The sequence below is a fragment of the Agrobacterium sp. P15N1-A genome, from assembly GCF_044626815.1.
Lineage (GTDB): Bacteria > Pseudomonadota > Alphaproteobacteria > Rhizobiales > Rhizobiaceae > Agrobacterium > Agrobacterium leguminum.
On the sequence record NZ_JBIUPF010000008.1, the window covers coordinates 18,935 to 31,681 of the forward strand.

11 protein-coding genes and 3 pseudogenes are annotated in these 12,747 nt (G+C 56.7%); 4 read left to right on the forward strand and 10 right to left on the reverse strand.

The window, feature by feature from the left end:
* Positions 1-108 precede the first annotated feature (108 nt).
* Positions 109-759: a LysE family translocator gene (locus ACIK7D_RS22975; RefSeq protein ID WP_400157439.1), complete on the forward strand. Its 651-nt coding sequence runs from the start codon at positions 109-111 to the stop codon at positions 757-759.
* 115 nt (positions 760-874) lie between these two features.
* A protein-coding gene (locus ACIK7D_RS22980) for an IS3 family transposase (RefSeq protein WP_400157440.1) occupies positions 875-2,064 on the forward strand; the annotation gives its coding sequence in 2 pieces (ribosomal slippage) (positions 875-1,124 and positions 1,124-2,064; 1,191 coding nt in all).
* 228 nt (positions 2,065-2,292) lie between these two features.
* On the opposite strand, the gene ACIK7D_RS22985 is transcribed toward ACIK7D_RS22980, so the two are convergent.
* A complete protein-coding gene (locus tag ACIK7D_RS22985) occupies positions 2,293-2,856 on the reverse strand; it encodes a hypothetical protein (protein WP_400157441.1) in 564 nt (187 codons plus the stop codon).
* Between the two features lie 287 nt (positions 2,857-3,143).
* Positions 3,144-4,079, reverse strand: a complete 936-nt coding sequence (locus ACIK7D_RS22990; protein ID WP_400157442.1) for an energy transducer TonB — start codon at positions 4,077-4,079, stop codon at positions 3,144-3,146.
* A 701-nt stretch (positions 4,080-4,780) separates the two neighbouring features.
* Here ACIK7D_RS22990 and ACIK7D_RS22995 point away from each other — a divergent pair.
* Positions 4,781-5,089: pseudogene (locus tag ACIK7D_RS22995) on the forward strand (ATP-dependent DNA ligase); the annotation flags it as partial.
* 239 nt (positions 5,090-5,328) lie between these two features.
* Here ACIK7D_RS22995 and ACIK7D_RS23000 read toward each other — a convergent pair.
* From ACIK7D_RS23000 to ACIK7D_RS23035, 8 genes and pseudogenes are all read right to left on the reverse strand, one after another.
* Positions 5,329-5,604 (reverse strand): hypothetical protein, encoded by a 276-nt coding sequence (locus tag ACIK7D_RS23000; RefSeq protein ID WP_400157443.1) that lies wholly within the window; start codon positions 5,602-5,604, stop codon positions 5,329-5,331.
* A gap of 10 nt (positions 5,605-5,614) precedes the next feature.
* Positions 5,615-5,914 (reverse strand): DUF982 domain-containing protein, encoded by a 300-nt coding sequence (locus ACIK7D_RS23005; RefSeq protein WP_137454907.1) that lies wholly within the window; start codon positions 5,912-5,914, stop codon positions 5,615-5,617.
* A gap of 71 nt (positions 5,915-5,985) precedes the next feature.
* On the reverse strand, positions 5,986-6,462 hold the full coding sequence (locus ACIK7D_RS23010) for an Hsp20 family protein (protein ID WP_400157444.1): 477 nt from the start codon (positions 6,460-6,462) through the stop codon (positions 5,986-5,988).
* 174 nt (positions 6,463-6,636) lie between these two features.
* A pseudogene (locus tag ACIK7D_RS23015) lies at positions 6,637-6,900 on the reverse strand (ATP-dependent DNA ligase); the annotation flags it as partial.
* Between the two features lie 151 nt (positions 6,901-7,051).
* Positions 7,052-7,216: pseudogene (locus ACIK7D_RS23020) on the reverse strand (Ku protein); the annotation flags it as partial.
* Positions 7,217-7,408: 192 nt separating this feature from the next.
* Entirely contained in the window at positions 7,409-8,083 is a 675-nt protein-coding gene (locus ACIK7D_RS23025) for a hypothetical protein (protein WP_400157445.1), read from the reverse strand.
* Between the two features lie 561 nt (positions 8,084-8,644).
* Positions 8,645-10,030: an MFS transporter gene (locus ACIK7D_RS23030; RefSeq protein ID WP_400157446.1), complete on the reverse strand. Its 1,386-nt coding sequence runs from the start codon at positions 10,028-10,030 to the stop codon at positions 8,645-8,647.
* 179 nt (positions 10,031-10,209) lie between these two features.
* Entirely contained in the window at positions 10,210-11,157 is a 948-nt protein-coding gene (locus ACIK7D_RS23035; protein ID WP_175416920.1) for a dihydrodipicolinate synthase family protein, read from the reverse strand.
* 164 nt (positions 11,158-11,321) lie between these two features.
* Here ACIK7D_RS23035 and ACIK7D_RS23040 point away from each other — a divergent pair, with 164 nt between their 5' ends.
* Complete coding sequence (locus tag ACIK7D_RS23040; RefSeq protein ID WP_400157447.1) at positions 11,322-12,347, forward strand: LacI family DNA-binding transcriptional regulator; 1,026 nt, start codon at positions 11,322-11,324, stop codon at positions 12,345-12,347.
* Positions 12,348-12,747: the final 400 nt, after the last annotated feature.

Genomic DNA, 12,747 nt, shown 5'->3' on the forward strand with positions numbered 1-12,747 from the left:
TGAACCAGAAATCGGCGCGACGTGACAGCGTAAAAGCAGAACACGAGCTCGCATTGGAGGCAGCTCAATGCTATCGTTCGTGCAATAGAAAACGGGGGCAAAACAATCATGGATTTGGCAATTCCCAGCGCAACGAATCTTAGCCTGTTCGTCAGCGCCACGCTTGTGCTGCTTCTTGTGCCGGGCCCGGCAGTCCTTTACATCTTTGCGCGCTCGGTCGAGCAGGGTCGTTCTGCCGGCCTCGTTTCAATCCTTGGCATTCATACCGCCACACTTGTTCACGTCGTCGCCGCCGCTGTTGGGCTCTCGGCGCTTTTGGCATCCTCCGCGCTTGCCTTCAGCGTGGTGAAATATGCGGGCGCGGCCTACCTGATCTGGCTTGGCCTCAAGAAGCTCCTCGGGTCGTCGGACATTCCCGACGTCGAGGGCGGTTTGCCGAAGCGAAGCAGCATGCGCATCTTTCGTGAGGGCTTCATCGTCAATCTCCTCAATCCGAAGACCGCATTGTTCTTTCTGGCTTTCCTGCCGCAGTTCGTTGAGGTCGATCGTGGCCATATGGCAATGCAGATCGCCTTTCTCGGAATTCTCTACACGGTGATTGGTGTTCTGACGGATTGCACCTACGCACTTGCTGCCGGCACGGCCGGCAACTGGCTGAAGCGCAGTCCCGCCTATCTGAAGGCCGAACGCTGGGTTAGCGGCTTCGTTTACATCGGCCTTGGCCTGACGGCCGCTTTTGCTGGCAATCAAAAGAAATAGACCACCTGTCATACCTGTTGGACATTCTCGGACTCGGTGTGTCGCCGCCTGTGACCTTGCCCCGTTGAAATAATCCATTTTGAAGTAAGCTCTGGCCCATTGAGAGGACCAGGGAATGAAGCGCAATCGTTTTACAGACGAACAGATCATCGGCATTCTGAAGGAGCACGAGGCTGGCACTCCGGTCTCGGAGCTTTGCCGCAAGCACGGCGTCAGCGATGCCAGCATCTATAAGTGGAAAGCCAAGTTCGGCGGCATGGACGTATCCGAAGCCAAGCGCTTGAAGACGCTGGAAGACGAGAACACGAAGCTGAAACGGCTCCTGGCAGATGCGATGCTGGACAATGCGGCTTTGAAAGACCTTTTGGGAAAGAAGTGGTGACGCCCGCAGCAAGGCGAAAAGCTGTCGCTCATCTGATGGATCACCACCAGATGAGCGAACGGCGGGCGTGTAAAGCCATCGGCTTTTGCCGGATGACGATCCGTTACGAAACCAGGCGCAGCGATGATTATGACCTTCGTGAGCGGATGAAGGCGCTGGCGCATGAACGTCGCCGCTTTGGATATCGACGCCTTCACGTGCTGCTCAGGCGTGAGGGTCACCTTGTGAACCACAAGCGGCTTTTCCGGCTCTATCGGGAAGAGAAACTGACGGTGCGCAAGCGCGGCGGTCGGAAACGAGCGATAGGCACACGAGCACCGATGCTGATCCCGCTTGCCGCCAATGATCGCTGGTCACTGGACTTCGTGTCGGATCAGCTCACCGATGGTCGCAGGTTCCGGGTGCTTACGGTGGTCGACGATTGCACCAGGGAGTGCTTGGCTCTCCTCGCCGATACGTCGCTTTCCGGTCTGCGGGTTGCCCGTGAGCTGGACCGGATCATCGAGGGACGAGGCAAGCCGAAGATGATCGTCAGCGACAATGGTAGCGAGTTCACCAGCAACGCGATCTTGCAATGGACGGATCTGACCAAGGTGGAATGGCACTACATCGCACCGGGCAAGCCGATCCAGAACGCCTTCATCGAAAGCTTCAATGGGCGGCTGCGAGACGAGTTCCTGAATGAGACTCTCTTCTCGTCGCTAGCTCATGCTCGATCAGCGCTTTCAAACTGGCGCTACGATTACAACGATCACCGCCCACACTCTGGCCTCGGCTGGCTGACACCCGCCGAGTTCGCTCAGACAATCAACCCGCGACGTGATGCGGTGCTGCGCAGCCGAAATGGCTCCGCACCACACCCCGCCGCTACCGCCCCGAATACAGCAACCCAAAACCGCTGGAGCGAACTCAAAACTGGATAAAACTTGGGGGCAAGGTCACCTGAACCTAGCTGGGGAAGTATGCTCGTCGCTCAAAGTCAGTCATGGGGTGCGCAAGTGGCATCCGCACTCAGCTTCTTGATGATTGCGATCTTCGCCTTCAGTTCCAGCGATATTATCTCGCGAAAAACCTGAAACCTTTTACGTCTCGCATTTTGGGGCGGTCTGTCGGGTTGCGTGACAATTTACCTGCGGGTATACGCCACGACCTCACCGACTTGAGCCGATATTGATGACGGCGGACGAACCTACCTGAACAAAAGAATACTCGACCGCACCTCGTTTCCACCAGGCTGTCGTACTTTCGATCGCGTCATTCTTGTCCAGATTATCCGGTGCGCCAAGCCTCTCCGATAACGCATCCAGGAAACCGGCAGGTCTTGGCGTGGAATATGCGCATGCTTTGTGTCCGTTCGGACCAGTAGCAAGCCAAAAAGACAATGACTCGACTCCGCCTGCCTTCTCTTGCCGCCAGCCCACAAGGTCCACCGAACCGCCATTATAGGCGACGAAACTACGACGCCATTCCCCTGTTTCCGCATCGGTCAGCCGCGGCCAGCCAAGTTCGTCACCCTTGATCATCGCGGTCCGCACGGTAGGCGCTTCACAGATAGTGAGAAGACGCTCCGCCGTCATGTCCGCCGGCATCGCCGTGGCCACCCCGAAACTCAAAAATGCAGCGCAGAAGCTGCCAATGGTCAATATCTCAAGATACCGAAGCGGACTTGCTCGCTCTGCGCTCCTCATTTTCTTCTCCGGTTCGTCATCGTCCATGGGATCAGACCGCCGCGTCCGAAAGTAAACGTGCGGGATGGATGCAGCCAGTTGAGGATCATGCCCCGGCGTTCACACCGGGCGCAACAGGCTTCCTGTCGTTCGCAAACCCTCTTCCAGCAATTCCACAAGCTGCTCCTCGCGAATACGACCATGCCCCAAGCCGAGCTTCATGGCCAACTCGCGCCAACCATATGTCGGCCACCGCCGCTCATCTTCTACTCCTCCTTGGCTGGAATTAACTCGCTGTCGCGCTGTAGGATGCCACATGTCATGAAACCCTCCACCTATTGAATTACAAACGGGAGATGAAATTGGCCTTGCAAACCGAATTCCAGGTACGGCTGACATTTTTGAAGCGCCCTTATCGCTGCCTTACCAATGACCTCGCTTGCTTCGCCACCACCCTGCTCGATAACCACCGGCGTTCCTTCGAGAGCGCCCGCCTCGTTAATTTTGAATGAAACAACGGCCTTTCCCCCTACTCCTGCGGGCACGTTGAGGCAGGATTGTACCTTTTTTGCCAAGCGCGGCAGACCCTTTAGATTTACTCTTACGGGGCGGCTGTTTTCAGCCTGTAATTGTGCGGCCAGCTGCTTTGCCGTGTCAAACTTGGCTTCATCAATCGTGTTTTCAAAAGCGAGCACCCAGATGAGGATGGGGGATGTTTCGATCATCGTGTAAATCGAAATGCCGCCTCCCATTTCCTTGCCGGATTTGTCAAATTTTCGGATGCCGTAATACACGCCGTTTTCGTCGCTGCCGAGTAATGCGAAAACGTCGGCTGTCTCTTTCCGCGACCCAAAAAACGGCTTTGCGTCCTTATAACGCGGCGCGTCCCTCGCTACCAAAGCCGACACCAAATCTTTCAGATTGTATGGGATGGGAGGTGTCTGGTCTTTTGTACGCGGAATCACTGCGAGAAAAATCACATTCGTTGGCATTTTACCCGAAAAATCACCTTTCCGCGCCTGTTCCAGCGGAAGGCAATCGACAAACAATGTATGTGTCAATTCGGCCGTATTTTTATCAGGAAGACTAGTCCAAAGGTATTGGTCTGCTTTCGAGCGTGACGGATCGACCTGACAAAGACCCTTCGGTGGCGTGAACTGTAAATCTATCCCCTGTTCAATACTCGAAGCACCTATAGCAGGTGCAGCCAGTCCAGATAGCGCCACAACACTGGCCACGACGAGCCCTAATACAATCTGCATTTTTGGCATCATCGTCTCGCGCCTTTGTTAGAACTCAGTTTTGTCAATTCATGCCCAATCATTCACAGACTTCTGCGCTCGCCTCGGCCTCGAAGTGGCCGAGGCTATAAGCGAGATATCCTTGTGCGAAATTTCCATCGGGCAGCTACAACACAGGAAACCAATGCGGCATTTCCCTTATTTTGCTGCATGGTTGGTAGAGGGCATCGATACGACCGAAAGCGTAGAATTACTTCGTCGTCCGCTCATCGTCGCTGGGCGCGGAGGGGATTGGGTACGGCAAGAACCGCATGCGATACAGCCATTATCGATTTTCTGATCATGTAAACTCCAACACCGATTAAGTTAGAACCGGAGAGTTTTTTCTCCGATTTGTCCGTCTCTCACAATCACGCCGGGTGTCCAAAAGTTCAAGTCCGGACTTCAGCTTACGATCCGGCGCACTTTGGTTCACGGATAAACGACTCTCATCCAATTAGCTCTTGAACACTATCGAACCGGCGACCCCGTTATTCGCAGGACGGCGCGAGTGAGCTGAACTTCCGACGGGTGGCGCAAATGATCAGAGCGCAAGCTTCGCTGAAAACGTTCCGCGCGTGATAAGGACATAACAGGTCGTCAATGCCTGATCCGTGGCAGCCGATACCTTTCCACATTGAGCCGCACTTGTGCAGGACTAGAACGAAGGGCCTGCCGCGGAATGAGCAGCGGTCGGCGTCTTCGGAGGTAATCATTTCGTGTATGTGGGCCGGGTTGGAACCGGCTACGGTGCCAAAACGGTCGATATAATCTTGCCAAGGCTCCGCAAGATCGAAGCCGCCAAATCACCGTTCGCGGGCATCGGCGCGCCGAAGAAGGTTTCCAACATCGTCTGGGTCAAACCCGAACTGGTCGCCGAGATCCAGTTTGCCGGCTGAACGGCGGACGGACTGGTGCCTCAGGCGGCATTCAAGCGGCTGCGCGAAGACAAGCCTGCAGCCGAAGTCGAGGCAGAAAAGCCGGCGTCGCCGGCAATGACCGGATGGCTATGGCGGTCACGCCGTTGTCGCCGCGTGCGCGGCCGGGTGCTACCGTATCGATGCCGTGACCTGGACCCAGGTGAAGACCGATCTCGATCCGAAACGCTTCACCGCACAGTACAGGCGCTCCTCCAAAATACGAGCGCCTGACAGGATTATTGCGATGGCCAGCGTTCGTTGGAGCAGGCCATCAAGCGGCTGGCGAAGTCGATGAAACAGGCTGCCTGAGAAGCCAGAGATCAGAAGCCGTAGCGTCGATCAAGTTCTTGGAGGGCAGCCTGAACCTCATCGATGGAAACCGACTCCGGTGTTCCGGGAATATGGCGGAACAACGGCTTCGAATCGACCGCGTAGAAATCCGAGGCCCATGCCGCCAGGATGGTCCGCTTGTCGTGTGCGGTGAGAGCAGTCGCTTTTACGACATCGATCGGCCGCTCAATTTGCATCCCCTGAAGCAGGACCGCCGGCCCCATCGCCGCGGCATTGCTCACGGCCTGCTGTAACATCTCGTGCATGTCGGCCTTTCTATCGAACGTGTGGATCTTTGTCCCGCCGAAGGTGCGATGCCGCGATGGCATCATTCTCCGGCGCCAGCAGATCATGCTTTTCAGCGAAAGCGGCGAATAGGCCGCGCGCGGTCTCCGCTTCGATCTCGCCGCGCAGTGCCGCACTACAGGCTTTCAGCGCCATCGAGTGTGCCGTGTCACGCAACGATGCTGGCCATTCGGCAAGATGCCGGTAGGCATCCATGACGCTCCTGACCACAGCTGGGAAGCCAAGGCCGACAAGGATGGTAACTGGTTGTCTGAACATATCGGGTTTCATTGTCTCTCTCCTTCCCAACCCGTGATGTTAACGGGCGCCGCTGCGCGCGACGCCCTTCTCCGAAGTTTCGGTCAGGCAGCCTTTTGCGCTTCGATCTGCACCGGCGCGGTCGACTGCACGAGGGCCGGCTGGGTCTGGATGTCGATCTTCCGCGGCTTCAAGGCCTCGGGGATCTCACGAACGAGATTGATCGACAGAAGACCATTGTTCAAATCGGCACCATTCACCCTGACATGGTCGGCAAGCTCGAACCGGTGTTCGAACGGACGGCCGGCAATGCCGCGATGCAGATAACCTTCGGATGCCGCCTCCTGCTTCTTGCCAGTGACCGTCAGCAGATTGGACTGGAAGGTGATGTCGAGATCATCCTGGGCAAAACCTGCGACCGCGATCGAAATCCGGTAGCTATCGTCACCGATCTTGACGATGTCATAGGGCGGCCAGTCGCTGATCGAACGGGCGCGCTGAGCGTTTTCGAGAAGATTGAACACCCGGTCGAAGCCGACGCTGGAGCGGAAGAGAGGTGCGTAGTCGTAAGATGTTGCCATAGCCATATCCTCCTTGAAGCAACATGGGTACGGGAGCGCCGAAAGGCGGCGCTCCCAGCAAGGCCAGCCCTTTATCAGCGGTTGGCGGCAATCGATTTGGTTTTTGAGAATTTAGGATTCAAGAGCATCAGCCGAAAAAATTTAAGACCTCGCCGACGCACTGAAACCCTTTGCTCAGTTGAGGTCATAAACAGCGGCATTGTCCTGGATCTCGCGCAACCCTTTGTAAGATGCGTGTCGCAAATTGCCGTCGTCGGTCCAGCCGCGGAATTCAATTTCCGCGATCAAGGTCGGCTGCGCGTAAACGTAGTTCTTACCTTTAAGCGGCACGGCTGGTGTCCGTGTCTTCAGTGTGTCGAGCATCTTCTTCAGCTAGGCTGCATCCTCTTCCTTGAAGCCCGCGCCGACGGCGCCGACATAGGCCCAATCAGGACCGGTGGGCGGCGCCGTCCTCAACAGCGCGAGGCACGGCCCGAGGCGCTCGGGCATCGTATCCAACGGAAGATTCGGTTGAGCCGGGTCGCGCTTGGGAGCAGCCGCGATTTAGCGGAAAGACTACCGTCCTGTAGCAGTGGTTTGGCGCGTTGTCTCATTTGCCGGGCCGGCTTTCTGCTGCCACCGACTTCGTCAAGGCATCCATGATGTTGATGACATTTCTGGGCGTCGATTTTGCTGGCGCGGATGGCTTGCTCTTGGCCGGCGTCTTCATCGCCTTCTTCTTGGCGGCGATGATGTCGAGCAGCCGATCTCGTACTATTCGGGTGCCCTGTTCGGAAGCCCTTTGTCGTTTGGGTTCGGAGCCGGCGTCTCTCTTGTATCTCGCGGCGGATGTTGGTGATCGTCCGGCTCGGCAGGCGCTACCCGGTCGTCGGAACGGCGGGCAGGCTGCTCTTTAGGGGCAATCGTTTTGGAGGGGGCCGAAATTTTCTTGGGCATAGTCAGTTCCTCAAGCTTCACCGACAAGGGGCGCGATTGTGGTCCGAGATAGTAACCCTTTGATTGTTGTTCCGTCACCATACCGATCGCTGCGGATCGGGTTTGCGGAGCCCGATATGAGAAAGACCAAAATTCCATAACACGCTGCGGAGACGAGAGTGAGCGACACCAGTGTCGCGCCCTGCCATAAGAGGAAAGCCGTTAAAGCAGGCGCCATCGTCCATGCTAACGAAGACGACGCCCGGCCAGCAGCAAGGAGGAATGGACGTCGTTCTGCTGCGAGGCTCAATATCTGCTCGCGTAGGATTGCAAAGTTCTGTCCAGGTAGGGTCGCTGGAATTGGAAGGATCAGGATGAACACGACAGCAAAGAAGTAGTCCGATCGAGAAAGGAAGATAAGGAGAAAGGCCGCCGCGCCCAATGCCGCACTCAATCTGAGGAAAGTCGCACGATGTTGCGAATACCTATCAGCCAAAGATCCGATAGAGATTGCGACTAATACGGCGACGCCTGAATTGATAGCGAGCAGGAGCGAGTAAGTTTCAACGTTAAGCCCGAAAGTTTGAAGCGCTAAGAGCGTTTGATATGGGGCAAGTGCTGCTGACGCGAATCCAGAAAGAAATATTCCGAGGATCGCCGATCTCGTGGGGGTTTTTTGACGCATGCTGGTGATCGCGGTTACCATCTGACCTCGAGCGAGGATCGCCGATCTCTCCTGAGAGGTGAGCAGACTTTGCGACCATTGGGAGGGGATACCAAATTAATCTACCCTTCGTCGAAGGGCCTGTCCATGAGCCGTGATGCGCGTTTGATCAGCGTGCTCTATCTAGCGAACAACGTCAGTGCTTTCTGAGAGAACGCTCTTCGCTTCGGGCCATCAACCTAGCCAAACCGTTTTGCAGTTGAACAAATTCGAAGGTACGACCCGCTTTTTCACCGAATCCACAAAGCAGAGGCGAACCCGCCGACCTGACGAGTTTGATCAAACACGTTCATCGGCAGATCAGCTTTTGGCATCCAAACGCGTCCACTTCCACCCCCGGCAGGCCGGCAAGGCGGGGAAAACAGTTAGTGTCGCTCCTTCTCCGTGCGCAGTTTTATACTGTTAAAATGCCACCTCAGTTCCTTGCGAAAAAATGAGAGGTCCGCAGCAGGAACAAAATGACGTCACAGTAGTGGAAACGCGACCGCCTCTCGGGTGACCCAAGGGCGGTCGGAAAGCCGGTGAGGAAGCTCCGCTTCGCTCCTATGGGGAGAGTTCCTCCAAAACCTTGCCTTTGGTCTCCACCGCAAACAGCATTGTCACAACGGCACCAATGACCAGAATGGCGGCAAACGTCGCGAACACATACTGGATGCCCATGGAGGACATCAAGAAGCCTACAAGCATCGGGCCGGCGGAGGAGCCGAGACGAAGCCAGGCGCTGCCCGTCCCTGTGCCGATAGCCCGCAACCGCGTCGGGTAGATTTCCGCCGAATACAGATACAGCGAGAAGGTCACCGTCTGCACGATCGCATAGGCAAGGCCGGCCAGGATCACGACCTGCATCGGCGATGTTGCACCAAGCCACGCGAGAATGACGAGAGGTACCGGAGCAAGAAGCAGCGCACCCGTATACCACCGCTTACGGCCCACCCGATCGATTAGCAATGCGCAAATTACGGCGGCCACAACGCCCGCTGCAGACGTCATGAAACCATACAGAATGCTTGTTTCAAGCGGCAGATTGAAAGTCTGGCGATAGAGCGTCGGCAGCCATGTAATCGTCCCGTTCGCCACCATGTAGGCGCAGAACCACATCGCCCAGATCGACAGGGTGCGTTTCAGATAGATTCCCTGGAAGAGTTCCCTCCAATCGGACTTGCGCTTGACGGACGTTGCGATGATCCGAGGTTCGGGAAGCTCTTTTCCCGACGCTCGAGCGCTTTCTTCCATACGTGTCACGATGGCGTTGGCCTCGTCATACCGCCCGGTCGCCGCCAGCCAGCGCGGAGATTCTTTCAGGAACCAGCGCAATGGGATCATCAAAATGGCAGGTACCAGACCGACGACAAACATTGCTTTCCAGCCATAAACCGGCACCATGAAGTAGCCGATCAGACCAGCGCCGACGAGCCCGAGCAGGAACATGACTTCGTAGAGCAGGAAAAAGCGACCGCGGCCTTTCGAGCCGATCAACTCGTTGATGTAGGCGCTGGCGACGGGCACTTCGCCGCCGGTGCCTATCCCCTGCACGAAGCGGAACGCCATCATCATGCCCGCGCCCGCGGCAAAGAGGCAGGCAACATCCATGCTGACGAACAGGAGAATGGTGAACAACAGGACTTTGAGCCGACCGATTTTTTCCGCGAGCCAGCCAAACAGGATGGCGCCGATGAGTTGCCCCAGATATCCCATCGACAGGATCATTCCTGTCTGAGATGGAGTGAGCCCCCACTCGCGGACCAGAACAGGCATCGCGTAGGCTATGGCGATCACCGTATAGCCGTCGAAGAACGTCGCCGCTCCAACGATGTTACGGGCCCAAAAAACTTCTCTTGTGATAGGAAGGCGCTCCAGTCGGGCGCTGATGTCGGCCTGCGGATCGGCAACAGCCGTCGCGTCAGCCATCTGTGGCTGCATGATATTCATGATTTCCTCCTCGACCCGTCGCCTTTCTCGCTCCCGGCTACGGATACGCTCCCTGCGTTGTTGCTACGATGTTTCGGCGTTCCTGTCAGAGATAAACTTGTTCCGGTGCGGACCTGCTGCTTTGCTCAGGCCGGCCCCTTTGGCTTGCCGCCCCGAGCGCATGCAGGGGCGGCAAAAGATCATTCAGCGGCCAGCAACTGCTCGACGCGGCCGATGCCGGCGGCCTCGAAGGCAGCAAAGATTTCCTGCTCCGCCTTTTCGCCGAGGTTCTTCAAAGGCTCGCGGATCGTCGCATGATCGAGAACCCCACGGTGTACGAGGCCGAGTTTCAGGGCGACAGTGCCTTCCATATGTGAACCACGGTGGTAGACCGCACGGGTCACCGGCAGCAATTGTTCGAAGATCTTGCGCGCTTGCGGATAGTCCTGTGCCTTGCCCGCCTTGATCAGATCGATCAGAAGCTCGGGCGCGATATTGCCATAGCCGACGAGTAGGCCGTCGACATCGAACATCGTTGGCAGAAGCCATTCGTCGTGGCAGCTGAGGACCTGCAGGTTCGGATTGGCCTTCTTCAGCTCGGGGATTTCGACATACCAGCGCTTCATATTGCGCACGCCGTTTTTCGTCGCCACGACACCGGGCTGGGTAGCGATTGCCAGCTGCGTATCCAGGTCATAGGACGCCTTGGTCACATCCGGATACTGGAACAGGATTTCCTGCAGGCCTGATTCTTCCCAGATCGCCTTGTAACGGTCCTGTGGTGCACCCTTCTGGAAACCGAAGCGAAGCCAGCCGTGGTTAGGATAAACGAGCGCGCCGGTGGCACCAGCAGCCTTGCACTTCTTGGCTTCTGCTGCAGCCACCCGCGTACCTTCCCCGGTAATACCGGCGATGATGGGCAGCGAACCACCAACAGCATCAACGTAAATGCGGATGAGTTCCAGGCGCTCGTCTTCAGTCAGGAACGTGCCTTCGCCGGCATGGCCGAGAATGACGAGGCTCTTTACGCCATCCATCGAGGCAAGCCACTTGGCGATTTTTGCATTGGCTGCGTAGTCGACCTCACCATCACGCGTGAAAGCGGTGACGGGTGCCGGGCTGAGGCCACGAAGATCCATGGGTTGCATCTGATTTCTCCTCCTTATCAGCTGCTGTCCTTAATCGATCAGCAGACGGGATCGTTAATGGGAACGTTCCCGTTATCGATCTGAATTGTTCTGGAGTCAACCGCGTTTTTCGTGCAATGTATTCGGCGTGCGCCCGGCAACCGACGTGGAATGGAAAAAAGACAATGGAATCAAAAGAGCGTCCTCGACAACCGCGCGTGACCGTTCACAGTGTTGCCGCTGCGGCGGGAGTGTCGAAATCGACTGTCTCGCGCATCCTTGACGAGCGACTGCCGCGGTCCGACAGCGAAACTGCCGAGCGTGTGCGCAAGATTGCTGCGGAACTCGGTTATGTGAAGGATGTTTCGGCTGCCAGCCTACGGCGCGGTAGCACTATGACGATCGGCGTCATCGTTCCGCGGTTAACGGATACCGTCATGGCGATGCTGTATGAGGCAATCGTCAAAGCCTGCGCCCGGACCGGACGGTTTGCCATCGTTGCGACGACCGAGGATAAACCACAGGCGGACCGCCTGGCAGCTGAGTCGCTTCTCAATCGAGGTGTGGATGGGTTGATATTATCCACCGCGCGCGATGACGATAGTTTCCCCGATGAACTGAGAGAACGGGGAGTCCCCTTTGTATTGGCGCTGAGAACGGATCACCACAGCCTGTCTGCCGTGGGCGATGATCGGCTCGGCGGCTATCTCGCGACGCGTCATTTACTGGACTTGGGGCATGAGCGGATAGGCTTGATTGCAGGTCCGCACTATGCGTCCAGCGCGACCGGCCGCGTCGACGGATACAGCCAGGCCCTTGAAGAGGCATCGATTGCGATCGATCCCGGCCTGATCGTCCCGTCGACATTCAGTATCCAGTCCGGAGCAGAGGCAGTCGCGAAGCTCATGGCACTTGGCAATCGACCGAGTGCTATTTTTGCCGTCAACGACAATACGGCGATCGGCGCGCTCTCGGCATTGAACACGATGGGGCTCTCTGTGCCTGATGATGTCTCTCTGGTCGGCTATAACGATATCCCGATCGTCAGCCATCTCTCGACACCACTCACAACACTGCGCGTTCCCTTTGATCAGATCGCGGCCAACGCACTCGACTTGCTCACACATACAACTGCCGTCCGTGAAAACCAAATTCTCGTGTCAGCCCCAACTTTGATCCCGCGCAAATCGACAGCAAGGCTCCACGTTTAGTTCGGGCAGACACGTTTTGCCTGCAAGGGCGAAAGGTTTGGCGATCGCTGAAGCCGGTCAGGGGAGCTGAGCAATGCTCGAGACGGAAAAACCGCTTGACTTGCTTTGATTTCGACCGGCGCAGAGGCGACATGACGCCACCGCCGGCGCGATGTCTTCTGTGCGGCAGGCATCAGGATGGTATAGATAGCTGACGTCTTCTTCACCTTGAACGGATATGAACCAGCGTTAAGAGAAATGGTTAAAAATATCGTGCAATTTCAGGAAGATAACAGGATCAGAGGTGTGATCCATCCTTCGAGCGCCGCAAGGGACTAAGCAAAAGGAGTCCCGCAGTATGAATGCCCCACTTCGCGGCGGCTCTCAGCCCGTCTTCTGACCTTTCTCATTCCTCATCGAA

What these genes read in the sequence shown, in the direction of transcription:
- ACIK7D_RS22975 (WP_400157439.1), top strand. Translation starts at nt 109, where the DNA reads ATGGATTTGGCAATTCCCAGCGCAACGAATCTTAGCCTGTTCGTCAGC.
- ACIK7D_RS22985 (WP_400157441.1), bottom strand. Translation starts at nt 2,856, where the DNA reads ATGGACGATGACGAACCGGAGAAGAAAATGAGGAGCGCAGAGCGAGCA.
- ACIK7D_RS22990 (WP_400157442.1), bottom strand. Translation starts at nt 4,079, where the DNA reads ATGCCAAAAATGCAGATTGTATTAGGGCTCGTCGTGGCCAGTGTTGTG.
- ACIK7D_RS23000 (WP_400157443.1), bottom strand. Translation starts at nt 5,604, where the DNA reads ATGCACGAGATGTTACAGCAGGCCGTGAGCAATGCCGCGGCGATGGGG.
- ACIK7D_RS23005 (WP_137454907.1), bottom strand. Translation starts at nt 5,914, where the DNA reads ATGAAACCCGATATGTTCAGACAACCAGTTACCATCCTTGTCGGCCTT.
- ACIK7D_RS23010 (WP_400157444.1), bottom strand. Translation starts at nt 6,462, where the DNA reads ATGGCAACATCTTACGACTACGCACCTCTCTTCCGCTCCAGCGTCGGC.
- ACIK7D_RS23025 (WP_400157445.1), bottom strand. Translation starts at nt 8,083, where the DNA reads ATGGTAACCGCGATCACCAGCATGCGTCAAAAAACCCCCACGAGATCG.
- ACIK7D_RS23030 (WP_400157446.1), bottom strand. Translation starts at nt 10,030, where the DNA reads ATGAATATCATGCAGCCACAGATGGCTGACGCGACGGCTGTTGCCGAT.
- ACIK7D_RS23035 (WP_175416920.1), bottom strand. Translation starts at nt 11,157, where the DNA reads ATGCAACCCATGGATCTTCGTGGCCTCAGCCCGGCACCCGTCACCGCT.
- ACIK7D_RS23040 (WP_400157447.1), top strand. Translation starts at nt 11,322, where the DNA reads ATGGAATCAAAAGAGCGTCCTCGACAACCGCGCGTGACCGTTCACAGT.